Source organism: Rhizobium sp. rho-13.1 (assembly GCF_007000305.1).
Classification (GTDB): Bacteria; Pseudomonadota; Alphaproteobacteria; order Rhizobiales; family Rhizobiaceae; genus Rhizobium; species Rhizobium rhododendri.
Map to the genome: position 1 here is coordinate 59,411 of NZ_SCFL01000011.1, position 26,025 is coordinate 85,435.

27 protein-coding genes and 1 other RNA gene are annotated in these 26,025 nt (G+C 60.8%); 5 read left to right on the forward strand and 23 right to left on the reverse strand.

From position 1 onward, the window contains the following. Positions 1 to 57: 57 nt before the first annotated feature. The 8 genes from tilS to ybgC form a co-directional block, all read right to left on the reverse strand. Positions 58 to 1,362, reverse strand: coding sequence for a tRNA lysidine(34) synthetase TilS (gene tilS / locus EQW76_RS21020; RefSeq protein ID WP_142830711.1), 1,305 nt, complete (start codon positions 1,360 to 1,362; stop codon positions 58 to 60). Between the two features lie 11 nt (positions 1,363 to 1,373). Continuing rightward, positions 1,374 to 2,375 (reverse strand): tol-pal system protein YbgF, encoded by a 1,002-nt coding sequence (ybgF, locus tag EQW76_RS21025; RefSeq protein WP_142830709.1) that lies wholly within the window; start codon positions 2,373 to 2,375, stop codon positions 1,374 to 1,376. A gap of 178 nt (positions 2,376 to 2,553) precedes the next feature. Then, positions 2,554 to 3,093, reverse strand: a complete 540-nt coding sequence (gene pal / locus EQW76_RS21030; protein WP_142830707.1) for a peptidoglycan-associated lipoprotein Pal — start codon at positions 3,091 to 3,093, stop codon at positions 2,554 to 2,556. Positions 3,094 to 3,249: 156 nt separating this feature from the next. After that, positions 3,250 to 4,557, reverse strand: a complete 1,308-nt coding sequence (gene tolB / locus EQW76_RS21035; RefSeq protein ID WP_142830705.1) for a Tol-Pal system beta propeller repeat protein TolB — start codon at positions 4,555 to 4,557, stop codon at positions 3,250 to 3,252. A gap of 21 nt (positions 4,558 to 4,578) precedes the next feature. Continuing rightward, the gene (locus EQW76_RS21040; RefSeq protein WP_143123191.1) at positions 4,579 to 5,766 is read right to left on the reverse strand and encodes a hypothetical protein; all 1,188 of its coding nucleotides are present in this window, start codon (positions 5,764 to 5,766) and stop codon (positions 4,579 to 4,581) included. Positions 5,767 to 5,775: 9 nt separating this feature from the next. Beyond that, complete coding sequence (tolR, locus tag EQW76_RS21045) at positions 5,776 to 6,240, reverse strand: protein TolR (protein ID WP_142830701.1); 465 nt, start codon at positions 6,238 to 6,240, stop codon at positions 5,776 to 5,778. A gap of 21 nt (positions 6,241 to 6,261) precedes the next feature. Then, positions 6,262 to 6,981, reverse strand: coding sequence for a protein TolQ (gene tolQ / locus EQW76_RS21050; RefSeq protein ID WP_111222411.1), 720 nt, complete (start codon positions 6,979 to 6,981; stop codon positions 6,262 to 6,264). 375 nt (positions 6,982 to 7,356) lie between these two features. After that, positions 7,357 to 7,833 carry a tol-pal system-associated acyl-CoA thioesterase gene (gene ybgC, locus EQW76_RS21055; RefSeq protein WP_142830699.1) on the reverse strand — a complete coding sequence of 159 codons (477 nt, stop codon included), beginning with the start codon at positions 7,831 to 7,833 and terminating at the stop codon, positions 7,357 to 7,359. A 131-nt stretch (positions 7,834 to 7,964) separates the two neighbouring features. Here ybgC and EQW76_RS21060 point away from each other — a divergent pair, with 131 nt between their 5' ends. The 3 genes from EQW76_RS21060 to EQW76_RS21070 are packed head-to-tail and all read left to right on the forward strand — an operon-like array spanning position 7,965 to position 10,938. After that, a complete protein-coding gene (locus EQW76_RS21060) occupies positions 7,965 to 9,185 on the forward strand; it encodes an NAD-dependent epimerase/dehydratase family protein (RefSeq protein ID WP_143123192.1) in 1,221 nt (406 codons plus the stop codon). Beyond that, entirely contained in the window at positions 9,182 to 10,012 is an 831-nt protein-coding gene (locus EQW76_RS21065; protein ID WP_224127959.1) for a glycosyltransferase, read from the forward strand. The genes EQW76_RS21060 and EQW76_RS21065 overlap by 4 nt, the downstream gene beginning before the upstream one ends. Continuing rightward, a complete protein-coding gene (locus EQW76_RS21070) occupies positions 10,009 to 10,938 on the forward strand; it encodes an NAD(P)-dependent oxidoreductase (RefSeq protein WP_142830696.1) in 930 nt (309 codons plus the stop codon). The genes EQW76_RS21065 and EQW76_RS21070 overlap by 4 nt, the downstream gene beginning before the upstream one ends. A gap of 38 nt (positions 10,939 to 10,976) precedes the next feature. Here the strand turns inward: EQW76_RS21070 and EQW76_RS21075 are convergent, their stop codons facing one another. The 6 genes from EQW76_RS21075 to ruvC form a co-directional block, all read right to left on the reverse strand. Continuing rightward, positions 10,977 to 11,195: a DUF2945 domain-containing protein gene (locus tag EQW76_RS21075; RefSeq protein ID WP_142830695.1), complete on the reverse strand. Its 219-nt coding sequence runs from the start codon at positions 11,193 to 11,195 to the stop codon at positions 10,977 to 10,979. Between the two features lie 64 nt (positions 11,196 to 11,259). Further along, positions 11,260 to 12,300 carry a Holliday junction branch migration DNA helicase RuvB gene (ruvB, locus tag EQW76_RS21080; RefSeq protein WP_111222405.1) on the reverse strand — a complete coding sequence of 347 codons (1,041 nt, stop codon included), beginning with the start codon at positions 12,298 to 12,300 and terminating at the stop codon, positions 11,260 to 11,262. Next, positions 12,297 to 12,695, reverse strand: coding sequence for a type II toxin-antitoxin system VapC family toxin (locus EQW76_RS21085; RefSeq protein ID WP_142830694.1), 399 nt, complete (start codon positions 12,693 to 12,695; stop codon positions 12,297 to 12,299). The genes ruvB and EQW76_RS21085 overlap by 4 nt, the downstream gene beginning before the upstream one ends. Beyond that, positions 12,692 to 12,952 (reverse strand): type II toxin-antitoxin system PrlF family antitoxin, encoded by a 261-nt coding sequence (locus EQW76_RS21090; protein WP_143123193.1) that lies wholly within the window; start codon positions 12,950 to 12,952, stop codon positions 12,692 to 12,694. The genes EQW76_RS21085 and EQW76_RS21090 overlap by 4 nt, the downstream gene beginning before the upstream one ends. 59 nt (positions 12,953 to 13,011) lie before the next feature. After that, entirely contained in the window at positions 13,012 to 13,626 is a 615-nt protein-coding gene (ruvA, locus tag EQW76_RS21095; protein WP_143123194.1) for a Holliday junction branch migration protein RuvA, read from the reverse strand. A gap of 42 nt (positions 13,627 to 13,668) precedes the next feature. After that, entirely contained in the window at positions 13,669 to 14,184 is a 516-nt protein-coding gene (gene ruvC / locus EQW76_RS21100; RefSeq protein WP_142830691.1) for a crossover junction endodeoxyribonuclease RuvC, read from the reverse strand. 235 nt (positions 14,185 to 14,419) lie between these two features. Between ruvC and EQW76_RS21105 the strand changes: the two genes are divergently transcribed. Next, positions 14,420 to 16,735, forward strand: a complete 2,316-nt coding sequence (locus EQW76_RS21105) for a methyl-accepting chemotaxis protein (RefSeq protein ID WP_143123195.1) — start codon at positions 14,420 to 14,422, stop codon at positions 16,733 to 16,735. Between the two features lie 129 nt (positions 16,736 to 16,864). Here EQW76_RS21105 and EQW76_RS21110 read toward each other — a convergent pair whose 3' ends face one another. Next, positions 16,865 to 17,611 (reverse strand): YebC/PmpR family DNA-binding transcriptional regulator, encoded by a 747-nt coding sequence (locus EQW76_RS21110; protein ID WP_142830689.1) that lies wholly within the window; start codon positions 17,609 to 17,611, stop codon positions 16,865 to 16,867. 157 nt (positions 17,612 to 17,768) lie between these two features. Here EQW76_RS21110 and EQW76_RS21115 point away from each other — a divergent pair, with 157 nt between their 5' ends. Then, positions 17,769 to 18,272: a pyridoxamine 5'-phosphate oxidase family protein gene (locus EQW76_RS21115; RefSeq protein WP_142830688.1), complete on the forward strand. Its 504-nt coding sequence runs from the start codon at positions 17,769 to 17,771 to the stop codon at positions 18,270 to 18,272. A gap of 57 nt (positions 18,273 to 18,329) precedes the next feature. Here EQW76_RS21115 and EQW76_RS21120 read toward each other — a convergent pair whose 3' ends face one another. From EQW76_RS21120 to EQW76_RS21155, 8 genes are all read right to left on the reverse strand, one after another. Next, a complete protein-coding gene (locus tag EQW76_RS21120) occupies positions 18,330 to 19,154 on the reverse strand; it encodes a YmdB family metallophosphoesterase (RefSeq protein WP_142830687.1) in 825 nt (274 codons plus the stop codon). A gap of 17 nt (positions 19,155 to 19,171) precedes the next feature. Continuing rightward, entirely contained in the window at positions 19,172 to 19,744 is a 573-nt protein-coding gene (locus tag EQW76_RS21125) for a 5-formyltetrahydrofolate cyclo-ligase (RefSeq protein ID WP_142830686.1), read from the reverse strand. Between the two features lie 43 nt (positions 19,745 to 19,787). Beyond that, positions 19,788 to 20,459, reverse strand: a complete 672-nt coding sequence (locus tag EQW76_RS21130; RefSeq protein WP_142830685.1) for an HAD-IA family hydrolase — start codon at positions 20,457 to 20,459, stop codon at positions 19,788 to 19,790. A 152-nt stretch (positions 20,460 to 20,611) separates the two neighbouring features. Further along, a complete protein-coding gene (locus EQW76_RS21135) occupies positions 20,612 to 21,961 on the reverse strand; it encodes an AcvB/VirJ family lysyl-phosphatidylglycerol hydrolase (RefSeq protein WP_224127978.1) in 1,350 nt (449 codons plus the stop codon). A 26-nt stretch (positions 21,962 to 21,987) separates the two neighbouring features. After that, on the reverse strand, positions 21,988 to 24,531 hold the full coding sequence (mprF, locus tag EQW76_RS21140; RefSeq protein WP_224127976.1) for a bifunctional lysylphosphatidylglycerol flippase/synthetase MprF: 2,544 nt from the start codon (positions 24,529 to 24,531) through the stop codon (positions 21,988 to 21,990). Positions 24,532 to 24,859: 328 nt separating this feature from the next. Continuing rightward, a non-coding RNA gene (gene ssrS, locus EQW76_RS21145) (6S RNA) lies at positions 24,860 to 25,018 on the reverse strand. A gap of 162 nt (positions 25,019 to 25,180) precedes the next feature. Beyond that, positions 25,181 to 25,558: a cell division protein ZapA gene (locus tag EQW76_RS21150; RefSeq protein ID WP_142830682.1), complete on the reverse strand. Its 378-nt coding sequence runs from the start codon at positions 25,556 to 25,558 to the stop codon at positions 25,181 to 25,183. Between the two features lie 54 nt (positions 25,559 to 25,612). Beyond that, positions 25,613 to 25,888 carry a DUF4164 domain-containing protein gene (locus EQW76_RS21155; protein WP_111222393.1) on the reverse strand — a complete coding sequence of 92 codons (276 nt, stop codon included), beginning with the start codon at positions 25,886 to 25,888 and terminating at the stop codon, positions 25,613 to 25,615. Positions 25,889 to 26,025 lie beyond the last annotated feature (137 nt).

Genomic DNA, 26,025 nt, shown 5'->3' on the forward strand with positions numbered 1-26,025 from the left:
CGCCGGGCCCTTGCCAAGGCAGTCAGCGCAACCACATGCGATTTCCGTCAATAACTCTTAAAACGGAGGTGACACATAGGCTGACCGACCGAAAGCATTCGCCAGCCGATCCGCGAGAGTGAGATCGAATCGTGTCAAAAAGCGGTCGAATGGCGCCAGATGCGGTGCAAAACGGACCGGAGAGTGCTCGTAACGCGGGTCTTCATCGTCGAAACGGATTGTTGGCGCCGACGCCGCTGCGCGCATCGCCGCACCTTTTGGGGTGCTCGCAGCGAAAGCCATCCGCGAAGTTGCGCCGGCTGCGACAATTTGCACCCCGCCATGGCCGTCATTGAAAACCTCGAAACGGCCATCCCAGATGCCCCTCGCTCCCGGGGCAAGATGCAGAGCGTCGATGTTGCGGCTTTCGCGCATGAGGAAGAGACCGTTGCGCCTGAGGTCGAAGACCACTCCGCCCGCCGTTCGCCGACCGGGCTCGCCGGTGCCGATAAACCCAAGGATACGCTCCATCCTTTCCTGCCCAAGTCCATAAGGCTGGCCGCCGAAGATGGCTGCAAGGCAGGAGAGCCCGTAGGCAAACTCGGGCGCTGCAGCATCGATGCCCTCGGGAGAGATGCGGCAGAGCAAACCGCCTTCTATCACGACAGACTGTTCCACCCAGCGCGCCGCTGCCGATGACAGATCGGCCTTAGCGCTCCCGCCGCCATCCGATGCCATGAGGTTGCCGGTGGCGAGACCCGCCCGGACACGGACGCGCTCGTAGTGAAGGTCGAGATTGCTCGGGTCGTCGATCCAGCCGATATTTCGTTCGGTGAGAAAAGCCCGAATGTCATTGCGCAGGCAGGACAGAAACGGGCGTACCACCCAGATGCGCCGATCGAACAGCACCGCATCGGCAATACCGGTCGCAGAAACCCGCCCTGCCCGCACACGCGCAGTGCGCATCGCCAGCGTCTCCTGCTGGTCGTCAAGCGTATGGCCGGTGACGATCATGTCGGCTCTGACCTCGGCCGCAACGTCGGCCAGCAGGTCGTAACGGGCCTCGCGCGCGGCGGCCATGATGCCGGTCGCAGGCTTCTCACCAAGCCAGCGACGCGTGCTGTGGGCGATCCCCAGTTTTAGGCAGAGATTGGCCACGGATTTCGCCTCGTCGGTCGAACCGGGGCGCAGGTCGTGATCGACGGTGGCAGCGGAAAGCCGGTGCGAGGGGTGGCTGGCACGGATCGCATCGGCAAGAGCTATCAACAACCCGGTCGAATCGCTGCCGCCAGAGATAGCGACCAGGATGTGCGAGGGCTGGCGAAGCGATGCCAGCAGGCGGGCTGCAGCGGCCTGGGGTGAAGAGACCGGACCGCCGGCCATGACCTTGCCGCTCAGCAGGCGAGACGTTTTTCTTCGCTGGCGACCTTGGCCACGACGGGCTTGGAAGCCTTTGGATATTTCTTGGTCACTTCATGCAGCGTCGCGCAGGCCGTGTCCTTCTTGTCGAGGGCAGCGAGCGACATGCCAAGCTTCAGCAACATTTCCGGCGCCTTCTCGGAGGTTCCGTATTTTTTGTAGGCATTGACGAAAGTCGTCGCCGCATCGTTGTATTTGCCCTGCGAGTACAAGGCTTCGCCCAGCCAGAAATTGGCATCCGGCGAGCGTGCGCTTTCCGGATAGGTACCGAGATACTGGCGGAATTCTTTTTCGGCGATGGAGTAATCACCCGACAGCACATGGCCATAGGCAGCCTTGTAGGTATCGCCCTCGTTGCCGAGCGACGCAGTCTTGTCGCCGACGGCAGGCGCCGGGCCAGACCCAACGTCATCCGTATTGACATTGCCGCCGACCGGCTGGCCGTTCTGGTCGAACTGGATCGAGCCGAGCTGTGCAGGCGGTGGCGCGAGAGTGCTGCCCGCAGCGCGGTTGGCATCGGCACCCTGGGGTGTCTCGATCACCTTGGCGACATCGTCGGACTGGCCTGCGCCTGATGTATCCGCTTCGCTCTTCTTGATCGGCGCGCCCGCGGCCGGTGCGACACCCGTGGCGCCACCCTTCTTTTCCAGCATCTGGAAGCGAATTTCGTTGTCGGCCTGCGCCTTGCGGATGGTCTCCTGCATCTGCAGAAGCTGATAGCTCATTTCCTCGATGCGACCGTTCAGCTGCCGCATCTGGTCTTCCGCCTGCTGGAGGCGGATTTCCGCGTCGCCGCTCTGAACCATGATCGGCTGCTGCGGCTGCTCGCGCTGCTGCGAGAGCGGCGCCGGCGGAACCTGGTCGGACGAACTGCGGTCGCCGAGGTGAAGGCCGAACAGGTTCATCGAATAAGCTTCACGTTCCGTGCCGGACAAGGCCACCAGACAAACCATGCCTGCGACGACGAGTTTTCTCATAGGTTCGATCCCGTCTCTTTTTGATTCTTGTGCCCAACGGCACCAGCCGGGGATTTTTAACAATTGCCGTCAAAAAGCAACGGAGTTCGGCCAAAGTGTGGTTGAAAATACAAACCCGCGTTGAAAACGAAGAAGGCGACCTCTCGGCCGCCTTCAAAATCAAGTGATATCGAAGATATCAGGAGCCGGCGCCGTTGAGAACGGTAACTGCGCGGCGGTTCTGCGACCAGCACGAGATGTCGTCGCAAACGGCGACCGGACGTTCCTTGCCGTAGGAAATCGTCTTCATGCGACGTGCGGGCACGCCCTTTGAAATCAGATAGTCCTTCGTCGAGGCGGCGCGGCGCGCACCGAGAGCAAGGTTGTATTCGCGGGTGCCGCGTTCGTCGGCATGGCCTTCGACGGTGATGGCGTAGTTCGGATAGCGGGCAAGCCACTGTGCCTGACGATCGAGCGTCTGGGCAGCATCGGCGCGGATCGACGTCGAATCGGTGTCGAAGAAGATGCGGTCGCCGACATTGACGGTGAAGTCCTGAGCCGAACCCGGGGTTGCCGAGCCGCCATTGGCACCGTTGAGGCCAAGATCGCCTGCGTTGTTCGGCAGGTTCTTCTTGGATGCGCAGCCCGCCAAGGACAGGCCCAGGAAGAGGGCAAGCATCATCGGGTTGCGGGCGAAGCTCTGCATGCGGCTTGTGGCCGAATTGTCAATACGGCTCATGGCCGGTCTCTCCTTACGACATTATCACGGTTGCCAGACTGTAACCGCACGCGGTTAATGCTGTTTCAACGGTTATGGTTAATTTTTTCTTATAGCGTCCCGCCGCATGAAGTCACAGAACTTTTTGCGGCGGGAAGTTGCAGGCGTATTTACGAACTATTCCATCAGCGGCGACCAGGCCGGGTCCGAGGCGAAGGACGGGGTCTTGATCTTCTGCTCATTATAGCCGGTCAGGTCGATCGAGTAGAGTTGCGGGCCGCTCGATCCGGCCGGCTCGCGGAAGAACATGATGACACGGCCATTCGGTGCCCATGTCGGGCCTTCATTGTGGAAGCCGGACGTCAGCAGGCGGTCGCCCGAACCATCCGGCTTCATGACGCCGATACCGAAAGTTCCGCCCGACTGCTTCGTGTAGGCAATCAGGTCGCCGCGTGGCGACCAGACCGGCGTCGAATAGGAGCCGTCGCCGAAGGAAATGCGGTGCTGGTTGGAGCCATCTGCATTCATCACGTAGATCTGCTGCTTGCCGCCGCGGTCGCTTTCAAAAGCGATCTGGGTGCCATCCGGCGAATAGGACGGCGACGTGTCGATGGCAGCCGTCGAGGTCAGCCGGGTCGTCGTGCGCGAGCGCAGGTCCATCGTATAGATGTTGGCATTGCCTTCCTGCTGCAGCGACAGCACGACGCGCTGGCCATCCGGCGAGAAGCGCGGCGCAAAGGTCATGCCCGGAAAATTACCGACAACCTCGCGCTGACCGGTGGCGATATTGAGCAGGTAGACCCGCGGCTGCTGGTTGGCAAACGACATGTAGGTCACTTCCTGCTTGTTCGGCGAGAAGCGCGGCGTCAGCACGAGGTCGCTGCCGTCTGTCAGCATACGGGCGTTGAAGCCGTCCTGGTCCATGATGGCCAGCTGGTTCTTGCGGGCAGTCTTTGGTCCGCTTTCGGACACGAACACGACGCGCGTGTCGAAATAGCCCTTTTCACCGGTGATCTTCTCGTAGATCGCGTCGGCGATGATGTGGGCAACGCGGCGCCAGTTTTCCGGCTGGGTGTAGAACTGCTGGCCGGTCATCTGCGTTCCGGCAAACGAGTCCCAGAGGCGGAACTCGGCGCGCAGGCGACCATCGGGCTGCTGCGTCACGCGGCCGGTGACCAGCGCCTGGGCATTGATCGACTTCCAGGACGCAAACTGCGGCGCTGCATCAGGATTGGTGATCTTCTCGATGAACGCGGCTTTGTCGATCGGCGCGAAAAGCCCCGAACGCTTCAGGTCGGCGGCGATAACGCCGGAGATCTGGGCTCCGAGGTCGCCGTTCGAGATGAAATCGGTGATGGCAATCGGCAGGGGCTGAACATTGCCCTTGTTGATGTTGATTTCCACCAAGGCGTAGGCCGGCGAGATGTAGGTCGCCATCAGGCCACCCATCACCAGCATCAGACGAACGAGAGAACGCATTTTCATGTGTACACAGCCTTTCAGCATTTATAGTCCCAGGTCACTGGGGTCGAAATTGACGATAACTTCGTTCCAGGCGTCGTATTTGTCGCGCGGTAGGTTCTTGAAGGGCGAGGACATCATCACCGCCCGGGTGGCACTGCCTGACAGGGCCTGTTGAGCCGACTCGGAGCCGCCCGTCACCTGCACGTCCGGCATTCCGACGATGGTGCCGGATTCGTCGAGCTTCATGTGTACCCGGATCACCATGCCCTCGACGCCCGACATGCCCGCCGGAACATTCCAGTTGTTCTGGATCTGGCTGCGCAGGGCATCGATCTCGCTCTGGCTCAGCTTTGCGCCGTTCGCGGGCTTGTCGGTACCGAGGGCTGCCTGCTGCTGCTGGCGCTTGGCGCCGCCGCCGGTGGCCTGCTGCTTGTTCAACAACGCTGAGATCTCGTCGGCGTCGAAGTCGCTTTCCTTGGAGGACGCGGCCTTGGCCATCTCGCGCTTCTTGTCGTCCTTTTTCTTGTCGGTATCGGACGACTTGTCCGCCGTCTGCACAGGCTTTTCGGCCGGCTTTGTTTCCGGCTTCTTCTCCGGCGGCTTTTCAACCGGCTTTTCGGCAACCTTCGGCGGCGCCGGCGGCTGCGGCTTGATTTGCGGCACGGGAACGTTGTCGGGCGTCGCCTGGTCGCTGGGCGCCAGTTCGGCCTTGTCCTGCGCCGGCACGGGCGTTGGCGGCGGTGGAGTCGGGGTCGGGATTGGGGGCGGTGTGGGGGTTGGCACCGGTGTCGGCGTCGGCGGCTTCGGAGCCTCCGTCGGGGTCGGCGGCGGCGGCGCGACGTCGGTCTCTTCCTTTTCGACGGACTTCACGTCGTTCGGGGTCGGATCGACCTTCGGCGTCGGCGCCTCGACTTTTTTCGGCGCACCCGTGGACTGGTTTTCGGTAGGTTTGGGAACCGGCTTCGGCGCGGATTTCAGGTCGACATCGTTCTCGCCGGCATTCTGCGCATTGGCAATTTCGGTCTGCTTTGTCGTCGGCTTGGGCGCCGCCTTGTCCTTCTGCGGGGCCTTCTTGTCACCGGTCTGCGTCATCGACACGTCAGTCACGATCTCGACCGGCGTCGATTCGTCAGGCTGTACCTCGAAGGATTTGGGAGCGCCAATAGTCACCAGCGCCCAGACGAGGACCAGGCCGTGAACAACCGCCGATGTGACAATGCTGGCCTTCATTGAATGGGTTTACTTCGTCTTTTCTTGCTGGGTTACCAGACCGATGTTCTTAAAGCCTGCAGACGATATCCGCGCCATCACCTTCATGACGGTGCCATAGCCGGCGGCACTGTCGCCGCGCACATAGATCCGCTCGTTGTAGCCGGTCTTGGCGATAGCCTGTAGCTTCGGGACGATCTCATCGAGCGCGATCGGCGATTCCTGCATGAAGATGTCGCCGGCCGGATTGACCGACACGGTGATCGGCTGCGTGTCCGAATTCATTTCCTTGGCGGCCGTTTCCGGCAGGTCGATCGGCACGCCGACCGTCAGCATCGGTGCAGCGACCATGAAGATGATCAACAGCACGAGCATGACGTCGACCAGCGGCGTCACGTTGATTTCCGATATAGGTCCACCGCGGCCATGACCGCCACGACGGCTGCCGCGACGACCACCGCCGCCACCGCTACCGCCTCCACCTGACATTCCCATAAGCTTACTCCGGTTCTGTCGTTACTGCGCGGCCGCGCGGGGCTGCAGCTTCTCATCGATCTGGCGCGAAAGAATGGCGGAGAACTCATCCGCAAAACCTTCCATGCGGCCAGACAACTTGCCGGCATCTGCGGAAAACTTGTTGTAGGCGATAACCGCAGGGATAGCCGCGACAAGGCCGATGGCTGTCGCGAGCAGCGCTTCCGCAATACCGGGTGCAACGACCGCGAGATTGGTGGACTTCGATCCGGCAATAGCCTGGAACGAGGTCATGATACCGACGACCGTACCGAACAGGCCGATGAACGGGCCAGCCGAACCGATGGTAGCCAAAGAACCGAGACGGGCACCGAGATGTTCCGATTCCCGCGCCAGCGTCACGTCCATGGCGCGGTCGATACGCATCTGCAGGCCAATCGGCGAGCGTGCGCCGCGCTCAAAGGACTTTTTCCACTCGCGCATGGCGGAGACGAAAATCGCTGCGAGCCCGGTATTGGTGCGCTCGGACAGCGTCCGGTAAAGCTCTTCCAGCGACTGGCCGGACCAGAATACCTGCTCGAACTGGTCGAACTGCCGGCGAGCACGGCTGAAGCTCAGATATTTGTCGATGACGATTGCCCAGGTCCACACGGATGCCGCTATCAGTCCGAGCATCACCAGCTTGACGACAAGGCCAGCCTCCATGAAGAGAGACAGAAGCGTCACGTCACTTGTCGCTGCAGCCAATCCAACTTGTTCCATTTGATCCAAATTCCCCGAATCCAAACGCCCGGTGCAGGACCGGGCGGCAAAAAAATGATCGCACAAGAAATGTCTGGCAGCTGCCGCTGAACGCCGTCGTCAGGCTTCCAAGTCTACATCTGCCTTCTTGCCGTCAAATTTGGTCAAAGGAAGGCGTGCACCGCACAATCTCTGACCATAATATTAAGACACTATTATGGTTAAGAGATCGTTAGTGTCCGCGTGATCGGTAATTTTTCTTGCACGCGGATACACGTTGTAGAGAAACACAAGGCGTAAGCAGCAGCGAACGAGAACTTCCCGCACACCGCGGAAATTCCTTCTCACGCCAGTCATGTTTTAACAAGACACGTTTTCAGGCATCTGCCCCGCGTTTCAGGCAACCGCACCTGATGCATCGACCGACCCTGAAGCCTGCAGCAGCTGAGCCGCCAGCGCTTCCGGCAACCGGCGGGGACGGCCGCTGGCATTGATGACGGCAATGATCACCCTTGCAGCGATCAGCAGCGCACCGTCACGACGTATCTCCTGCGTCAGCACCATTTTGGCACCACCGGCCTTTTCGGTCACCGTCTGAATAGTAAGCACATCGTCCATGCGGGCCGGTCCCTTGAAGTCGATCTCCATGCGATGGACGACGAACACCAGACCTTCCTCATCGGCGGTAATTAGCTCACGCTGCTCCACGCCGAGGCAGCGCAGATAATCTGTGCGGCCGCGTTCGAGGAAATGCAGGTAGCGGGCGTGATAGACCAGCCCTGAAAAATCCGTATCCTCGTAATAAACACGCTGCAGCAGCCGGTGGCTGCCTTCGATCAGTTCCCCGGCAATCAAAAAGGGACCATTCGTCATCAAAAGCTCCAAAACCTGTGGAGAGCCTGTTTGGCCGAAGTCGGTTTGGCAGGCAAGTATTGAACAATTGTCATACTGCCTAATTATTTGAAAACAAGCGGTCGGCGACCGGCCAGCAAGGAGACGATGTGATGAAAATTGCGATCATAGGCGGCGATGGATTTATCGGATGGCCAACATCGCTGCATCTGTCCGATGCCGGTCACGACGTTCATATCCTCGATAACCTCTCCCGCCGCTGGATCGACACAGAGCTCGGCGTACAGTCCCTGACCCCTATGGACAGCATCCAGGAACGCACCCGGATCTGGCACGCAGAGACAGGTCGCCGCATTCACTTCAACCTGATCGACCTTGCCAAGGACTACGAGCTTTTAAAGAACTGGCTCGCCGAGCACCGCCCGGATGCCATCGTGCATTTCGCCGAGCAGCGTGCCGCCCCCTACTCGATGAAGAGCGACCGGCACAAGAACTACACCGTCAACAACAATGTCAGCGCTACCCACAATCTCCTGAACGCGCTGACGGAGCTGAACCTCGACACCCACCTCGTGCACTTGGGCACGATGGGAGTCTACGGCTATTCAACGGTCGGCGCCGCTATTCCGGAAGGCTACCTGCCGGTCGGCATCGAGACGGTCGACGGCCGTACAGTCAGCCAGGAAATTCTCTACCCGGCCAATCCGGGCTCAATCTACCACATGACAAAGTGCCTGGATCAGCTGCTGTTCCAGTTCTACGCCAAGAACGACGGCCTGAGGATCACCGACCTCCACCAAGGCATCGTCTGGGGCACGCACACGGAGCAGACACGGCGGCACGAGCAGCTGATCAACCGCTTCGACTATGACGGCGACTACGGCACCGTGCTCAACCGCTTCCTCATCCAGGCGGCGATCGGCTACCCCCTGACGGTGCATGGTACCGGCGGCCAGACGCGCGCCTTCATCCACATCCAGGATTCGGTCCGCTGCATCGAGATCGCCTTGAAAAACCCGCCGTCGCGCAATTCCAAGGTGGAGATCTTCAACCAGATGACCGAGACGCACCGCGTCCGCGACCTTGCCGAGATGATTGCCGGCATGACCGGGGCCGAGATCGCCTGGCTGCCCAATCCGCGCAAGGAAGCGCCCGAGAACGACCTCGTCGTCAGGAACGAGAAATTCCTCGGTCTCGGCCTCGAGCCAACAACCTTGAAAACCGGCCTGCTCGGCGAGATCGTCGATGTTGCCCGCAAATACGCCTACCGCGTCGACCGCGCTCGGGTGCCGGCTGTTTCGGCATGGACAAAGGACCTTGCGGCCAAGCTCAACCACGATCCGGAAGGCAAGCGGCTGAAGTCGGTTTCGTGAACGCCTCCCCCCGCGCGACGAGAGCCTACGTCACGCTCGTCACCAATGCCGATTACGCCATGGGCGCGGCGGCACTCGTCCGCTCTATAAGGCGAACCGGCACGAAAGCCGACATCGTCGTGCTGCACACCGCCGGAGCCAGCTCCGACGATCTTGCGCCGTTAGTGTCGCTCGGATGCCGGCTGGTACCCGTGGACCATCTGCCGCTCTCCGACGCGTTCAATGCGCGCCATGGCCGCACCGCCCTGCATTCGGCCGCTCCCTTTACCAAGGGTCGCAAGCCGTCCTTCCACTCACCGCTCGACAATTTCTGCAAGCTGCGACTTTGGCAGCTGGTGGAATACGAAGCTTGCGTCTTCATCGATGCCGATGCCCTAGTGCTAAAGCCGATCGACAAGCTGTTCGATTACCCGGAATTCTCCGCTGCGCCGAATGTCTACGAGGGACTGGCAGACTTTCAAAGGCTGAATTCGGGCGTCTTCGTTGCCAGGCCGTCGCTGCAAACCTTCGATGCGATGATCGATAGTCTCGACCAGCCGGAGGTCTTCTGGAAGCGCACCGACCAGACCTTCCTCGAGACCTTTTTCCCGGATTGGCACGGCCTGCCCGTTTATATGAACATGCTGCAATATGTGTGGTTTACCATGCCCTTGCTTTGGGACTGGAAGAGTATTTCGATCCTGCACTACCAATATGAAAAGCCCTGGGAGACGAATCATCCCAAGGCTGACAGACTGGCACCGCTGATCGATCTCTGGCAGCGATTCCATCAGGATCTGGACATTCCGGACATTGCTGCGCTGGCAAACCCGAAAGTGACGACATGAAAGTTTTGGTAGCGGGTGGGACGGGCCTCGTCGGTCGCTATATCGTCGAGGATCTTCTTTCCCATGGCTATTCGGTCGCTGTCGGCGGCCGGCATCAGCCGGAGCCCGGCCTGTTTTCAAAGCCCGTCAGCTTCGTTCCGCTGCGGCTCGATCCGAACGCAGACCAGGGTCACGCCTTCGACGACGCCTATTTCTTCGTCCACGCCGGCTTCCATCATGTCGCTGGCCGTTATCGTGGTGGTGAAGGCGACGACCCCGCAGCCTTCCAGAGGCTCAATCTCGATGGAAGCGTCAAACTGTTCGAGACTGCCCAGCGCGCCGGAATCCGCCGCTGTGTCTTCCTGTCGACGCGCGCCGTCTATGGCGATCGCTCCGCCAGCGAGGTGCTTTTTGAAACCTCGGAGGCCAACCCGAATACGCTCTATGGCCGCGTCAAGCTGAATGCCGAGCGCGCGCTTTCCGCGATCAATGCCCCCGGCTTTGCCGCCGCAAGCCTCCGCCTGACCGGCGTCTATGGCGATCTCCGGCCCAACAAGTGGACCGACATCTTCAGCAACTACCTCGCCGGCAAGCCTGTCCCGTCGCGCGCTGGTACCGAGGTTCACGGACGCGACGTCGGACAGGCTGTCCGTCTCATGCTCGAAACCGACACCGCCCGCATTGCCAATGAAGTCTTCAATGTCTCCGACGTCCTGACGGAAACCCACGAGATCCTCGCCATTCTCCAGCGCGTCACCGGCAGCCCTCACCCGCTGCCGGCCCGAGCACCGGGCAACATCATCAGCGAGATGGACACATCCAAGATCGCAGCACTGGGCTGGCGCGGCGGCGGCAGGGCCCTGCTGGAAAAGACGGTTGCCTCGCTGGCGCAGGGACTGCCGCATGCCACCGAGGCGGTTCCGGCCACGGTGTCCAAGCGGGGATAGTCGTTTCGTCAGCGGCGCAGGCTTGTAGCCGTCCGATCTCAGGAAGCAGCCTTGATTTCGGAGTGGCTTTTCAGGACACGCCCGCCGTCTTCCTGTTCGATGAGATAAGCTGGCTCTTCGGCGCTGGCCTTGCGCTTGATCACCGACCCCTCGATAGTTTTCTCCACATCGTCGGTGAAACTCTCCGTCACCTTGCCGGTGCCCGTTCCCTTGCCCCACTTCCACTCGACCTTGGACCCCACGCGAAATTTGTGCATTGCGATGCTCCTCTCGAAGCCTCCCAAATGCAGATGCCGGGCTCGTTGTTCCCTGAACGGGCGATCACTCCTCTTCCTGGAACAGCCGGAACTGCGCCGCTTCCAGGTCTTTCGGCGGCTGCAGATCCAGATGCCGCCAGGCGGTCGGTGTCAGCACGCGGCCACGGGGCGTGCGCTGGATGAAACCCTGCTGGATCATGTAGGGCTCAATGATATCCTCGATGGCATCGCGCGGCTCGGACAAGCCGGCTGCGATGGTCTCGATACCCACCGGTCCGCCACCGAAGTTAACGGCGATCATGTTGAGGTAGCGCTTGTCGAGCTGATCGAGCCCGAGATTATCGACGAGCAGCCGCGTCAGCGCCTCGTCGGCAATCTGCCGCGTGACTGATTCCGCCCGCGCCACCTCGGCGAAATCGCGAACGCGGCGCAAAAGCCGGCCTGCGATACGCGGTGTCCCGCGCGCGCGGCGGGCAATCTCCCGCGCACCGTCATCGGCAATCGGCAGACCCATCAGCCTTGCGCCACGCCGGACGATCAGTTCCAGCTCCTCGACCGTGTAGAAGTTGAGCCGCACGGGGATGCCAAACCGGTCGCGCAACGGTGTCGTCAGCAGACCGAGCCGAGTGGTGGCGGCGACCAGCGTGAATTTTGCCAGGTCGATTTTCACGGAACGCGCCGCTGGGCCCTCGCCGATGATCAGGTCCAGCTGGAAATCCTCCATCGCCGGATAGAGGATTTCCTCGACTGCAGGGCTCAGCCTGTGAATTTCGTCGATGAACAGGACATCGCGGTCCTCGAGATTGGTCAGAAGTGCTGCCAGGTCGCCGGCCTTGGCAATGACCGGCCCTGAAGTCGAGCGGAAATTGACGCCGAGCTCCTTGGCCATGATCTGCGCCAGCGTCGTCTTGCCGAGACCGGGCGGACCGACGAACAGCACGTGATCCAGCGCCTCGCCCCGGTTCTTCGCCGCCTCGATGAAAACTTTCAGGTTGGCGCGGGCATCCGCCTGGCCCGTGAACTCGTCGAGCGACTGCGGCCGCAGCGTCGTATCCAGGTCTTCGCCACGCTTCTCGGGCGTGATCAGGCGGGCGGGTTCGGTCATGCGAGCAGTTCCATTCCCTCGATCGTCTTGGCGGCGCGCTCGTCGAATGTGAAGGTTGCGCTACACCCGGCATTGCGATTGCGGACGGCAATGAACGCGTCTGCAAATTCAGCCTGCGAGCGGCTCATTACGTCAAGAACCTCTTCGACAGCTTCTTCGTCTTCCAGAATTATGTCTTCCGAATCCAGCAGATCCGCAATTCCGTCAGCGATCTGCTCTCTCGTGAGCTTGATACGCTGTCGCAAAAACCAAGCGAATTCCATAAGCGTGATACAGCTTATATATCCGGGACCTATTTCACCGAGACGCGCAAACAGTTCAGCGACCTTAGCGCTTTGCGCCACATCGTCTTTCAAGAAGACGCGAAGCAAGATGTTTGTATCCAGACCGATCATTGCGTTCCAACAATATGGTCGAAAATAGCCTCGCCAACGGCACGTTTCATTTCGTCCACGGGGATCGGAAGCCGATCCGGGTCGTAGAACTTGCCCAGAAGATCGACAGCACGTTTGTTTTTAGCCTTGATAAAGATTTTGCCATCCTGGTGGACATAGCGAATTTTGTCCCCGGGCTTCAAATTCAGTATGTCACGAACTTCTGATGGCACGGTAGTGTGCCCCTTTGATGTTATCGTTCCATAGTAAATCTTCATTGGCAGCATCTCCTTACTTTCCAGCGATAGCAAGGAGTTTCGGGGGCCGCAAGGAATTCTCACTTCGACAACTCCCTCAGCCCCAGCCTGATGAGCTTGGCGCTGTCGGCACCCTCGCCCGCCGTCTTCATGGCGGCGGCAACGGCGTTGGCGGCCTGGTCGCGCGAGTAACCGAGATTGGTAAGGGCCGACATGGCATCCGACACAGGCGCTGCAGCAACGCCCTCGCCGATCTCCTGCTTGAGGCCCATGTTCAGCGCCTCGCCTGCAAACGCCGGAGCCTTGTTCTTCAATTCCAGTACCATCCGCATTGCAACCTTCGGGCCGACACCGGGTGCTCGCGAAATGACGGTCTTGTCCTGCAGGGCAATGGCGTTGGCAAGCTCCGAGGTCGTCAGCGTCGACAGCACCGCCAGCGCCACCTTCGCCCCGACGCCCTGGACGCTCTGCAGCAGAATGAACCACTCCCGCTCCAGCACTGTGAGGAAACCAAACAGCTTCAGCTGGTCTTCGCGCACATAGGTTTCGATGAACAGCACGCAGGCCTCGCCGACGCCGCCTAACCTTGCCAGCGTCCGGCTGGAGCAATAGGCGACATAGCAAACGCCGTGAACATCGACGAGCGCGTAGTCCTCGCCGATTTCCTCGATGGTGCCTTTGAGTTTGCCGATCATGGGATATCCGTCAGGTTTTGGTGGTGGTGACGTATCAAAACGCTATCCGGCGGCCAGCAAGGCCTGTCGCATGCGGTTGCCACCACGATTATGCGCATGGCATATGGCGATGGCCAGCGCATCGGCGGCATCGTTGCCCTTGAACTCCGCCTTCGGCATCAGGATCTTCAGCATCATGTGGATCTGCTGCTTTTCGCCGTGGCCGACCCCGATGACCGCTTTCTTGACCGCGTTCGGAGCATATTCGGCGACCGCGAGCCCCGCCCGTGCCGGCACCAGCATGGCGATGCCGCGTGCCTGGCCGAGCTTGAGCGTTGCGACAGCATCCTTGTTAACGAAAGTCTGCTCCACCGCGGCTTCATGCGGCTGGTGAGTGTGCACCACATCAGACAGCCCGTCATGCAGCTGGCAGAGCCGCGACGCCAGGTCCATGTCGCCATCGGACAGCACTGTGCCCGATGCGACAAACCGCAGGGAGTTTCCGAGCACGTCGATGATGCCCCAGCCCATGCGGCGCAGGCCTGGATCTATGCCGATGATACGAATCGTGTTCTGCATGGTCGTCAACCTACCGTTCATGGCAACCATGTGCCAGAAAAATGTGAACAAAGCGAAAACATCAAGATAATTCATCACGCGTCTTTACGTGCGATTAAGCCATTTTGCCGACTCTTCCCGGATATTGCCTTCGCAGGTGGTTCGGCTGCGGCCGCACCCCAGTTTACATCTTGACAACTTTTTCGCTGCACATCGTTTCGCGCTATCGACGAAACGAGAGTCTAGAGGTTACGCCATGTCTCGCCGGTTCCAGTCGCTGTCCTTCAAGGTGATCGCCACCTTCCTGCTGCTGACGCTCCTCTCCGTCGCCGTTCTAGACGGCCTCGCCTATATCGCCAGCAACAGGCTTTCGGACGATCAGGCGCTCGAGGCAAAGAAGAGCGTCCTGGTTTTCCGCGGCGACATGCTGCAGGACCAGTTGCAGCAGATCGGCACCCAGGCGGATTCGATTGCCCGCATCGAGGCGGTACAGATGACAATCACCAGCCTTAGAAGCGGCTGGAAAACCATCGAGAAGACCTCCGGCGACGCGCGTGCGGAATTACAGAGAGTATTCGTCAGCCAGAACCCCAATCCGGCCGACCAGCGTGAAAAGCTTCTGAAGCCCGTCGGCCCCAGCGGGTTCTATTACTCCAGCCACGAGACTGCCCAGACGGAAATCGGCCGCGACCTCCAGGGCTCGCCTTTCAGCGACCTGCTGATTGCCGACATGGATGGCGCGGTGATCTATTCCTACAAGAAGGGCCCCGCCTTCGCAGAAAACCTCAAGAGCCCGGCCTGGGTCGCATCGAGCCTCGGAAAAACCTACGCAGATGCTGTCGCAAACGTCGCCAAGGCAACCAACGACACCGCCCCGAGCGCCTTTTCCGGCCTGCGTGTAGACCCCGCGACCCAGAAGGGCGCCGTCTACTTTGCCGTCCCCATCCTCAAGCTTGGCGCACCCAAGGGCGTGATGATTTTCCAGGTGCGCGACGATATCCTCGCCTCCATCCTGTCCAAGGGCAACCCGGCCACGAGCACGGCGAGGTCGGTCGTCGTTTCGGAAGACGGTTCGGTTATCGGCGTCGACGAAGCCGGACACCTCGTAGCTGTCGATGGCGCCGCTTATGGTTTTGCTGCCGAGGCATTGGCCGGCAACGATATCAGCGTTGCTGACCTCATGCGTCCCGATGGTGAGGCGCGCGCCTATGCCCGCCCGATCGCGTTTGGCGGCAAGCATTTCCTGATTGTCGAGAGCCTTCTGAAAAGCGAACTCAATGCCGGCTCGATCGCGATTGCCAAGTTGTTGACACTCATCGGCCTCGGCGTACTCATCCTCGTGGCGCTGGCAACCGGCCTTGTGATGAAGCTTCTCTTTGCGCCGCTGGCCCGTCTGGCCGCGGTTACTCGCGATGTCGCGGATGGCAAGCTGGACAACGAGATCGGCAGTCAGGATCGCAACGACGAGATCGGCACGATGGCGAAGGCCCTTGCACGCTTCCGCCAGTCGCTCATTGACCAGCGCCTGCTGGAGGCTGCCAGCGCCGAGGCTCAGAAAAATGCGGCAGCCGAGCGCCAGGCAAGGCTGACGGAGCGCGAGGCGGAAGCCCGCGTGCTGCAGGATGTCGTCGAAAACCTGGACGAGGGTCTGCATCATCTGGCTGCCGGCGATCTCGCCTACCGCTTCGATACCGCCTTCCCCGCCGAACTCGAAGGCCTGCGCGTCAATTTCAACAAGGCCCTGGCAACGCTCAGCGACACCATGACGGCGATCGGCGGCAACTCCATGGCCGTCCATTCCGGCTCTGAGGAAATGCGCGGCGGCGCAACCGAACTTGCGGGCCGCACAGAACGCCAGGCGGCCTCGATCACCGAGACCGCAAGTGCAGTCGGCGCCATCACCGATGCCGTCCGTGTGCAGATCACCCGTGCGGAGCAGGCCGAGCGCATAGCACGCGACGCACAGGCCGAAACGCAAGGGTCGGGTCGCATCATGCGCGAGACGATCGCCGCCATGGAAGCCATCCAGGGCTCGTCGCGACAGATGAACCAGATCATCAGCGTCATCGATGGCATTGCCTTCCAGACCAATCTTCTGGCGCTCAATGCCGGCGTCGAAGCGGCTCGTGCGGGTGAAGCTGGCAAAGGCTTTGCAGTCGTCGCCCACGAAGTGCGGGAACTGGCACAGCGCTCGTCCAGCGCCGCCAAGGAAATTGCCGGCCTGCTGGCGAAATCGACCGGGGAAGTCGAAAACGGCGTAGCGCTGGTCGAACGCGCCGGCGTCGCACTCGACGGCATCAGCACCCATGTCGAGAACATCAACGTTCAGATCCGCGAAATCATGCGCTCGACACACGAGGAAGCGGAGACACTTCGGCAGATCAACCTTGCCGTCACCGATCTCGACGCCATGACACAGCAGAACGCCGCCATGGTGGAAGAAACGACCGCCGCAATCCATCGCCTCGCCTCCGAGGCGGGCGAGATGGACAACAGGCTGGGCAATTTCACGCTGACAGATCCGGTGCGACGCAAGACCGCCGAGATCCACATCCTGCACCGCCGCCGCTGAGGCTGCGGGCATGGACGACGGTTTGGCCACTTCTCCAGCTTGCCACAACGGACCTGGCCTCAAAACAGAAACACCCACCTTCCGCAGAAGCGGGTGGTGGGTGTATCAACTCGGTAGCCCGCTAAAACGTCAGGCCGACAGCTTGGCCATGACCTCGTCGGAAACCTCGAAGTTCGAATAGACGGACTGGACGTCGTCGTCGTCCTCGAGGCTGTCGATCAGTTTCATCACCGAAACTGCCTTTTCCTCGTCGACCGGCACTGTGTTTTGCGCCTTCCAGACGATCTTGACAGTTTCCGCCTCGCCCAGCGTTGCTTCCAGCGCCTTGGAGACCTCGTTCAGCGCTTCGAAGCCGCAGATGATCGTGTGGCCTTCATCATCGGTAGTCACGTCGTCGGCGCCGGCCTCGATTGCCGCTTCCATCACCTTGTCTGCATCGCCGACCGCGAGCTTGTAGGTGATTTCGCCAACGTGGTCGAAGGAGAAGGAAACCGAGCCTGTTTCGCCAAGCGTACCGCCGGCCTTGGTGAAGGTCGAGCGAACGTTCGAGGCGGTGCGGTTGCGGTTGTCGGTCAACGCTTCGACGATCACTGCAGTGCCGCCGGGGCCGTAACCTTCGTAGCGGATCTGCTCGTAGTTTTCGCCTTCGCTACCCGATGCCTTCTTGATCGCACGGTCGATGTTGTCCTTCGGCATCGACTGCGCCTTGGCGTTCTGGATAGCGAGACGCAGGGCGGCGTTCATCGTCGGGTCGGGCAGTCCGGCCTTGGCGGCGACGGTGATTTCGCGCGCCAGCTTGGAGAACATTTTCGACCGCACGGAATCCTGGCGACCCTTGCGATGCATGATGTTTTTAAACTGTGAATGGCCAGCCATGGCACCCCTGCTCAGTCTTTTGATATGAATGGCGCCTTATAGGTGCGAAGCCACCGGCATTCAAGCGAAAAGCCCTGCCACGCCGGAGGTTGACTGAAGGAACAAAGGTGGCCCACCTCACGTTTCAGGACGCATTATCAAATCGAAAGGATTGGCCATGGCCAGCTTCAGCGAAGCACAGGAACATCCGGCAAAGCAGTTGTGGGAGCAGATCGATGCGGTGCACGCCGGCATGCTGGGTATCGACGGCATCGACATGCACATGCAGCCAATGGCGCCGCACGCCGATCCGACGACAAACACCATCTGGTTCTACACCAAGACGGATGCAGATATCGTCAAGAGCATCAAGACCGGCGCACGCGCCCGCTTCTGCGTGGTCGGCAAGGATCACGACTACCATGCCAGCCTCGCCGGCAAGATCGAGGTCCGCGCCGACCAGGCGAAGATCGACGAGTACTGGAGTTCGGTGACCGCCGCCTGGTATCACGACGGCAAGAAGGACCCGACCCTGACGATGCTTGCGATGCATGTCGAAGACGCGGAACTGTGGATCTCGACCGGCAGCAAGCTGAAATTCGGCTGGGAGATCGCCAAGGCCAATCTCGACGACGACAAGATGCCGGACGTCGGCGTCAAGCGCCACCTGACGTTTGCCTGAACGAGAATAGCCCGGGCCGTCAACGGACAGCCCGGGCTACTTCAAAATCTGTTTGGGTCAGTTCCAGAACGAGGGAACGGTCTCAGCCAGGCGAGGCCCGATCCGCAGCGGCGCTATATTTTCCGCCAGCCCGGTCGAATCGGAGATTTCCACGCCGACCCCACATATCGTCGCCGGCCCGGATGCGGCCTCGAAGCGGCCTTTCGGCATCTTCGAAATGAACCGGTTGAGCGGTTCTTCCTTTTCCATGCCCAGCGAGGAATCATAGTCGCCACACATGCCAGCATCGGACATGTAGGCGGTTCCGCCGTTGAGGATCTGCGCATCGGCTGTCGGCACATGGGTGTGGGTCCCGACGACGAAGCTCGCGCGGCCATCGACGAAATGGCCGAAGCATTGCTTTTCGCTGGTAGCCTCCGCATGGAAGTCGAAGACGATCGCGTCGGCCTGCTCCTTCAGGGGGCAGGCAGCCAGGATGGCCTCGGCCGACTTGAAGGGATCGTCGAGTTCGGGATGCATGAACACGCGGCCCATGATGTTGGCGACCAGCACGCGGGCGCCATTGCGCGCATAGTAGAGGCCGGAGCCGCGTCCGGGCGTTCCGGCCGGATAATTGGCCGGGCGCAGGAACTGGTCATGTCGGCCTGCAAAGGAAACCGCTTCCTTCTGGTCCCACACATGATTGCCCGTCGTCACCACGTCGGCGCCGGCATTGATGGTTTCCAGGAAGATTTCTTCGGTGATGCCGAAACCGCCGGCCGCATTCTCGCCGTTGACGATGACAAAATCGAGCTTGAGATCGGACACCAGCCCCGGCAGGCGGTTCCAGACACTCACGCGCCCGGTCTTGCCAACCATGTCACCCAGAAATAGCAGTCTCATTCCACGTCGGTCTCCGGTCAGAAAATGCGAAGGCCGCTTTCGGTCAGAATGGCGTCAAGGGGAACGTCGTGCGGCTCGGCGGGTACTGATGGCACTTCTTGGCAATCGAATGCAATGCCGATCAGGCGCCGCGCAAGGCCTTTCCGTCGTAAAAGCGCAATCGCCCTGTCATAATAGCCGCCACCATAGCCAATCCGCCGTCCGCTAGCGTCGAACGCCGATAGCGGCACCAGCAGGATATCGGGTTCCAGCAGCGCTGCGGTCTCGTCAGGTCCGAGGGTACCGAAGGCACCGGGAACAAGCGAACGGGCATCTGCCAGTTCGCGAAAGACGATCGTTTGCCTGTCGATGACGACGGGCAGGCAAACGCGCGCGCCCCGCGATCGCAATTGATCGAGCAACGGCCGGATGTCCGCCTCGGAGCGGATGGGCAGGAAGCCGGCGATAACCGCTCCCGGCTCGAAGCGGATTTCCGCATCACCACACCGCACCATGGTGGCGCTTTTTTGCGCCCGCAAATCCGCCGGCAGCGCGTCGCGAGCCGCCAGCCGTTGCTTGCGAACCTGTGCTTTCATCTCACTCGAAGCCATGTCGTCCATCCCGCAAGCCAACGCCCGGGCGTGGCTGCGCCCCTCAGGCGCGCACCACCGACAGCTTTCCGTTGGCGCCGATACGGGCGCGGACGCTATCATAATTGGGGATCGTCGTGTGCGGTGTCTGCATCGGGTGGCCATGCGTCGCGGTGATGACCATGACGTCGGCGCCTGCCGCCTCGCCAGCCTTGATACCAGCCGGCACGTCCTCGAACACCAGGCATTCGGTGACGCTCACGCCCAGCCGTTCGGCACCCAGAATGTAGCACTGCGGATTGGGCTTGCCGACCTTGACGTCCTCGGCAGTCACGATGAAACGCGGCATCGGGATTCCCGCCTCCGCCAGCCGCGCCTTGGCAAGCGCAATCGGCGACGAGGTAACGATGGCCCAGCGGTCGGCAGGCAGCGAGGCCAGAAAATCGATGGCACCGGAAATCGGCACGACGCCGGCGACATCGGCGATCTCGTCCCTCTCGATTGCAGCGGCTTCGACAGCAGGATCTACGCCGGGAAGATTGAGGTTGCGGATCGTATCGATACCGCGGGCGCCGTGCATGGTGGGCATGAATTTCTCGACATCCAGACCCTGGCGCGCAGCCCAGGCGCCCCAGACCCGTTCTGCGGAGGCGATCGAGTTCATGATCGTCCCGTCCATGTCGAACAGGAAGGCGGCGTAGCTTTTATCGAAGACGGAAACGTTATCAGCGGACAAGGAGTATCTCTTTCGGTTGGCAGATGATCGACCGGGCCGACGCAGGCGTCGCAGGTCGAAGATTGCCCCAGATACCGTCAGCCGCAGTCAGATGCAAAGCTAGATAGTCTTGCCGGGGCACTGCGACAAGCAACGACCCGGCGGGATGTTCCCTATTCGCCGAGACGGCTTTTGACGCCGGCGATGATCGTCTTCGACAATGTCTCGTAATCGTCGTCGAAATGGTGACCGCCGGCCATGGCGACGACTTCGGCGCCGGTGCCCTTCAGATCGGGGCAGGCAACGTCCTCGTCGTCATCCGTGCCATAGACGCACTGCACGATCTTCGGGTTGATCTTCTTAAGGTCCTTGAGCGGATCGCCGCCCTTGCCCTCGCTGGAAGCGCCGAGCCAGCCCATTACCGAGATGACATAGTCGACCTTGCGCGACAGCGACAGCAGCGACATCTGCACCACCTGGCTGCGTTCCTTCGGCTTCAGCAGATTGTAGCTGGCCGGGATGACGTCGGCACCGAACGAGTAACCGATCAGCACGACGTGCTGCACATTGAAGTGCTTGGTGTAGTAATCGATGATGCGGCCCAGATCGTCTGCAGTTTCCTGTGGCTTACGCTCCGACCAGAAATAATGCAGCGTATCGACGCCGACCACCGGAATGCCCTGATCCTGCAGGTAGGAGCCGACTTCCTTGTCGATGTCGCGCCATCCGCCGTCGCCGGAATAGATGATCGCCAGCGTGTCCTCGGTCGGCTTGGTTTCAAGCACGTTGATGGGAAGGCCAAGCGGCGACTTTTCGGCGCTCAGCGACTTTACCAGATCGACCAGGGTGTTGCTGAGGGTCGTCGTGGCGTCGTCCGTGGAATCGCGGATTTCGATTTCCGGATGATCCTTCTGCATCGCCTCGACATGGTCGCGGCCATCCTTGGGCGCTGCCGGGGTGAAGCTGGCAATGATCGGGTTTGGCAGCACGCCGTCCATCAGTCCGATGACGACGTTGTCGCCGGTCTTGACCTTTTCGGCAGGCGTGCAGAGATCCTTGGTGAGGGCGATGCCTGCGGCAGGATCGACGGCCAGCGTCTGTGACACAGTGGCGTCCGGTGTCTGCGCGGCAATTGCCAGCGCCATGGTGCCACCAGCACCAACACCGGCGATGATCGGCAGCTCGTAGGCGCTGTCGGCGACAGACCGCTGTACCTGCTGGCTCAGCGACTCGATGTCGGAAACCATGTAGATGCAGCCATCGTTCTGGCTGACATCGTAATTGTTGAGTGCCTTCAGGAAGGAAGGATAGTCGATCCCGATGACCATCGAGCCCTTCGCCAGCAGCGTCTGTGCAACGGCGTTTTCCTTATCGCCCCAGCCACCGATATCCGAGATCAGCACGACTTCGCCAACTACCTTGCCCGTCGGCACAAGGATGTGCGGCGACGGGATGATGCCGGTGTCGTATTTCTTATTGACCTCGTCCGCGTGGGCGACACCCAGCGTGAGCAAGGCCGCCATTGCGAAGGAAGCTGCGTATTTCAAGATCATTTCCTGACGACTCCTCTTAGTCCGCCGCCGATCAGGAACGTCGCGTCCATCAGCGCAATCATCGGACTGACCCCGCCTGAAACCGCGAGATAGCGCGGCTGCCAGTCGGGATGAAATTTTGCTTTGAAGGCTCTTAGCCCTTTGAAGTTATAAAACCGTTCACCGTGTTCGAAAACCGTGCCGCCGATCCGGTCCCAGACCGGCGCCGATTCACGCTTCGACATTCCGGATAGAGGTGCCATCCCGAGGTTAAAGCGCTGAAATCCGGCATTCCTAAGATGCTCGAGGATCTGGACGAAGAGAAAGTCCATGGAACCCTTCGGTGCGTCGGGCGAAAAGCGCATCAGGTCGATCGAGCCCTCTTCGTGGGTCGACGTCACGAGTATGTTTGCAAAGGCAACGATGCGGCCGTCCTTCCTGAGAACGCCGACCGGCTGCGACAGGATATAGTCGGGATCGAAGGCGCCGAGGGAGAAGCCCTTTTCCTTGGCGTTGTGGTCTTCCAGCCAGGCGTTCGAGACTGCCGCGAGTTCGTCCAGCACCTCGCCTACGTCCTGCGGCTCGATGACCGCGAATTCAAGCCCGTCGCGCACCGCACGGCTTGCCGTCTGGCGGAGATTGGCCCACTTGCCGCCCTTCAGCTCGAAGGTATTGAGATTGACGACGGCGAGTTCGCCGAGCTTGTAGGCCCGCATGCCGGCATCGGCGCAGTGCGACAGGAGCCCTGGCGAGATCTGGTAGAATACCGACCGACAGCCCGCCGTACGCGCGGATTCGACAAACCGCCAGACGAGATCGGCCAGCGCGTGCCGCGGTCCGATCGGGTCGAACAGGGCGATCCAGGAGCGACCGCGCTTGCCGTACATGATGAAGGCATCGCCCTTTTCGGAGAACATTATGCTCTTGTCGCGCATCCGCACAAGATTGGCGTCGGCGATGCCGTGCGCTTCGACAATGGCAACGGCCCGCTCGACATCGTCGTCCGAGACCGGCAGCAGTCGCGAGGTCGCCGGACGGAGCAGGCTGAACGCGGCAATACCGGAGGCAACGATGCAAAGGCCGAGCACGGCACGCAGGCCACGCGGCGCCTCGTCGGCAAACTCGAACTGCCACCAGAGCTGGTTGCTGTAGGCGACGTCGCGATAGACGAAGAACAGGATGACAATGGCGCAGATGCAGATGACCGCAATAGCCATCAGCCATCCGGCTGTCAGCGCCTGGTTGACGAGCGAAGCCGGGCGGTTGAACAGCTTTCGGCTGACGAACAGGCCGAAAATGAAAAACAGCAGGAACGACGCCTCGACGAGCGCGATCGCCTTCAGCAGCGACAGCGTTACCGCTGCAACCGCGCAGCCCACCGAAACCCACCAGGCGCCATCGAGGCGCTGGCCAAGGCCACGGGCTGCGACGACCATGGCAAGGCCGACGAGGCTCGACAGGAAATGTGCACCTTCGACCACAGGCAGGGCAAGATAATCCGACAGGAACTCGAGGTTTTCATCCGGCGTCGGCGTGACGCTCGAAAAGATCAGCATGACGCCCAGCAATAGCGCGAAGGTCGACAGCAACTGCGGCATAAGCCGCCCGCCGACACGCCGCACACTGGAAGCAGCGGGATGGTCGACGAAGCGGCGCAGTTCGGTCACCGCAACGACCATGATCGCAAGCAGCAGCGGGATCACATGGTAGATCACCCGGTAGAGTACCAGCGAGCCCAGCACCGCATCGACGTTGACGGCGCTGCCAAGCGACGCGACGATCACGGTCTCGAAGACACCAAGGCCGGCCGGGACATGGCTGAGGACGCCGAGGCCGACGGCGATGGCATAGACCGCGAGGAATGTCGGCCAGCCGATCGACGATTCCGGCAGCAGCACGTAGAGAACAGTCGCTGACGCCGCGATATCGAAGGCGGTGACCAGGAACTGGCGCGACCAGGTGCGCGAATCCGGCAGACGCAGCGTGAAGCTGCCGATGGAAATCACCCGCCCGCCGCGGCCCATGTAAAGCAAGACCGCCAGTAGGCCCAGGATGACACCGGCGACGCCGCGCAGCACGAGGCTGTCGACATTGATCAACGGCCCCATTTCATCGGCAATAATCATCAGCGCGATCGAACCGACGGCGGCAAGGCCAAGGCCGAACGACAGCGTCACGAAGGCGACGATGCGCCCGATGTCTTCCGGTGTCAGCCCCATGCGCGAATAGGCGCGGTAACGGATCGCGCCTGCGCTCAATGCGCCGAAACCGGCAGTGTTGCCGACGGCGTATGCACTGAACGCCGTCAGCGCCACATGCGGAAACGGCACCTTCTTGTCTATGAATTCAAGCGCATTGGTATCGTAGAAGATCAGCGCGAAGAAGCTGAGGCCGGTAAACAGCAGCGCAAGCAGGATCGCACGGGCAGAGGTGTCGCTCAAAGCGAGCACGATATCGTCGTACCGGACTTCTGTCGTCAGGTGGAAAATCGCGTAGGCGACCATGCCGAAGACGACGACGCTGCCCAGCGCCAGCAGCTGCGTGCGATAGCGGCGCAACATCGTGACCAGCCAGCCGCGCTCCTCGAGGTCGTCTTCGGCTGGTTCCAGATCGATCGGGCTCGACATACTTTACCTGTTTGAATGGGTCACTTCTGCGCCCCGCTTAGCAGATGTACGTCAACGCGAATATTTCTATTCGGCGGTTGTACGCAGATTCTTTCAAGGCGACGACATGTCGCCGTCACATCTCTCTGAATTCAGGCATTTTTGGCGCAGCGCCTTGATCGGCGACAATATTCTCTTCAAAAAAGGAAGATTATAGTGGGCGCGACGGGCGCGGAGACAGAAGTCGCAAGGCAAATTGCGTAAAACCCGCCCGAAGGCGAAAGTGCGATCCACGACGACCGGTGGTTTTTTACGATCCTGGGTGCCTACAAACGTAGGTGGGCGCCATATGTCCAAGCCCACGGGCCTGGCCAGGGACAGCTCCCTTTGGATCGAGTATGGCCCCAGGGATTGTGGTACCTGCCGGGAAGCGCAGACCGCAATTCGACATATAATGCGCTTTGGGTTTGCGCACCAGTGCCATCGGTCGAGAATTAACGCTCGGCGACGTCATCGACGAACGCTACCCTCTACGGATTTGCCGTTCAGGGTTTTATCGCCGTCATGTTCAGATGCCAGGGTTCGCAATCGATGCTATCTAAACTCAGTGCGCTTCCGCGCCCGGCTTGGCGACCAGTTTTTCGGTGATGCCGCGAATGCTGCTGGCGACTTCGTCCAGAACGCCGGCCAGCGCCTCTTCCGTCTGTGCACTGGCGGCGAGCGCTGTGTCTCGGTTACCGCGCAAGGCGTCGAGTTCTGCCTCCAGCCCGGATACCTTGCGCGTCAGGTCGGCCACTTCGTCCATGATCATGATGCCGGCCATGACTGTCACCCGGAGATCGCCGATCTCGCCGAACTGCTCCTTCAGGTGGCTGACATAGCGATCGAACCGTGTGGCGAGATCCGTCAGGTGATCTTCCTGCCCCTCCTCGCAGGCCATGCGATAGGCCTTGCCGTCGATCGTTACCGTTACCTGCGCCATGCGATATTCCGTCCTGTCTTGCCCGATACGGCAAAGGTTGTCTGCGACGCTGCGTCAGCGATCGAGTACGGCCCTGATCGTTTCCATGGCGGTGACCAGCCGGCGGGAAACCTCGCGGTTTACCTCCTCCAGCCGGTTGGCGCGAAATTCCGCCTGGTCGAGTTCCTGTGCCAGCCGTGAACGGTCGGCGTGGGTCCGGCGAACCTCAGCGTCGATCTCGCTTCGCTCGCGCTCCCGTTCGAAACGCACGTCGACCGCATTATCCAGCGCTGCCAGCGCCTGACGCAGTGACGTGATGGCGGCGTCCACTGTCTTGCCTGTGGGCATCATGTCTTCCCGGTTCCACGCACAATGCTCCGAATCGCCATGGTGGCGCATTGCCCTGATCTGTCACAGTATTCAACTCGGCAACTGGCCGTCAATAAAGGCCTGCATGCGGCAAGGCCGCTAAACTGTGGATGACATGC

Bases quoted from the DNA above. Each gene is read 5' to 3' on its own strand.
- tilS (WP_142830711.1), bottom strand. From the start codon at position 1,362: ATGGCCGGCGGTCCGGTCTCTTCACCCCAGGCCGCTGCAGCCCGCCTG.
- ybgF (WP_142830709.1), bottom strand. From the start codon at position 2,375: ATGAGAAAACTCGTCGTCGCAGGCATGGTTTGTCTGGTGGCCTTGTCC.
- pal (WP_142830707.1), bottom strand. From the start codon at position 3,093: ATGAGCCGTATTGACAATTCGGCCACAAGCCGCATGCAGAGCTTCGCC.
- tolB (WP_142830705.1), bottom strand. From the start codon at position 4,557: ATGAAAATGCGTTCTCTCGTTCGTCTGATGCTGGTGATGGGTGGCCTG.
- EQW76_RS21040 (WP_143123191.1), bottom strand. From the start codon at position 5,766: ATGAAGGCCAGCATTGTCACATCGGCGGTTGTTCACGGCCTGGTCCTC.
- tolR (WP_142830701.1), bottom strand. From the start codon at position 6,240: ATGGGAATGTCAGGTGGAGGCGGTAGCGGTGGCGGCGGTGGTCGTCGC.
- tolQ (WP_111222411.1), bottom strand. From the start codon at position 6,981: ATGGAACAAGTTGGATTGGCTGCAGCGACAAGTGACGTGACGCTTCTG.
- ybgC (WP_142830699.1), bottom strand. From the start codon at position 7,833: ATGACGAATGGTCCCTTTTTGATTGCCGGGGAACTGATCGAAGGCAGC.
- EQW76_RS21060 (WP_143123192.1), top strand. From the start codon at position 7,965: ATGAAAATTGCGATCATAGGCGGCGATGGATTTATCGGATGGCCAACA.
- EQW76_RS21070 (WP_142830696.1), top strand. From the start codon at position 10,009: ATGAAAGTTTTGGTAGCGGGTGGGACGGGCCTCGTCGGTCGCTATATC.
- EQW76_RS21075 (WP_142830695.1), bottom strand. From the start codon at position 11,195: ATGCACAAATTTCGCGTGGGGTCCAAGGTCGAGTGGAAGTGGGGCAAG.
- ruvB (WP_111222405.1), bottom strand. From the start codon at position 12,300: ATGACCGAACCCGCCCGCCTGATCACGCCCGAGAAGCGTGGCGAAGAC.
- EQW76_RS21085 (WP_142830694.1), bottom strand. From the start codon at position 12,695: ATGATCGGTCTGGATACAAACATCTTGCTTCGCGTCTTCTTGAAAGAC.
- EQW76_RS21090 (WP_143123193.1), bottom strand. From the start codon at position 12,952: ATGAAGATTTACTATGGAACGATAACATCAAAGGGGCACACTACCGTG.
- ruvA (WP_143123194.1), bottom strand. From the start codon at position 13,626: ATGATCGGCAAACTCAAAGGCACCATCGAGGAAATCGGCGAGGACTAC.
- ruvC (WP_142830691.1), bottom strand. From the start codon at position 14,184: ATGCAGAACACGATTCGTATCATCGGCATAGATCCAGGCCTGCGCCGC.
- EQW76_RS21105 (WP_143123195.1), top strand. From the start codon at position 14,420: ATGTCTCGCCGGTTCCAGTCGCTGTCCTTCAAGGTGATCGCCACCTTC.
- EQW76_RS21110 (WP_142830689.1), bottom strand. From the start codon at position 17,611: ATGGCTGGCCATTCACAGTTTAAAAACATCATGCATCGCAAGGGTCGC.
- EQW76_RS21115 (WP_142830688.1), top strand. From the start codon at position 17,769: ATGGCCAGCTTCAGCGAAGCACAGGAACATCCGGCAAAGCAGTTGTGG.
- EQW76_RS21120 (WP_142830687.1), bottom strand. From the start codon at position 19,154: ATGAGACTGCTATTTCTGGGTGACATGGTTGGCAAGACCGGGCGCGTG.
- EQW76_RS21125 (WP_142830686.1), bottom strand. From the start codon at position 19,744: ATGGCTTCGAGTGAGATGAAAGCACAGGTTCGCAAGCAACGGCTGGCG.
- EQW76_RS21135 (WP_224127978.1), bottom strand. From the start codon at position 21,961: ATGGCGGCCTTGCTCACGCTGGGTGTCGCCCACGCGGACGAGGTCAAT.
- mprF (WP_224127976.1), bottom strand. From the start codon at position 24,531: ATGTTGCGCCGCTATCGCACGCAGCTGCTGGCGCTGGGCAGCGTCGTC.
- EQW76_RS21150 (WP_142830682.1), bottom strand. From the start codon at position 25,558: ATGGCGCAGGTAACGGTAACGATCGACGGCAAGGCCTATCGCATGGCC.
- EQW76_RS21155 (WP_111222393.1), bottom strand. From the start codon at position 25,888: ATGATGCCCACAGGCAAGACAGTGGACGCCGCCATCACGTCACTGCGT.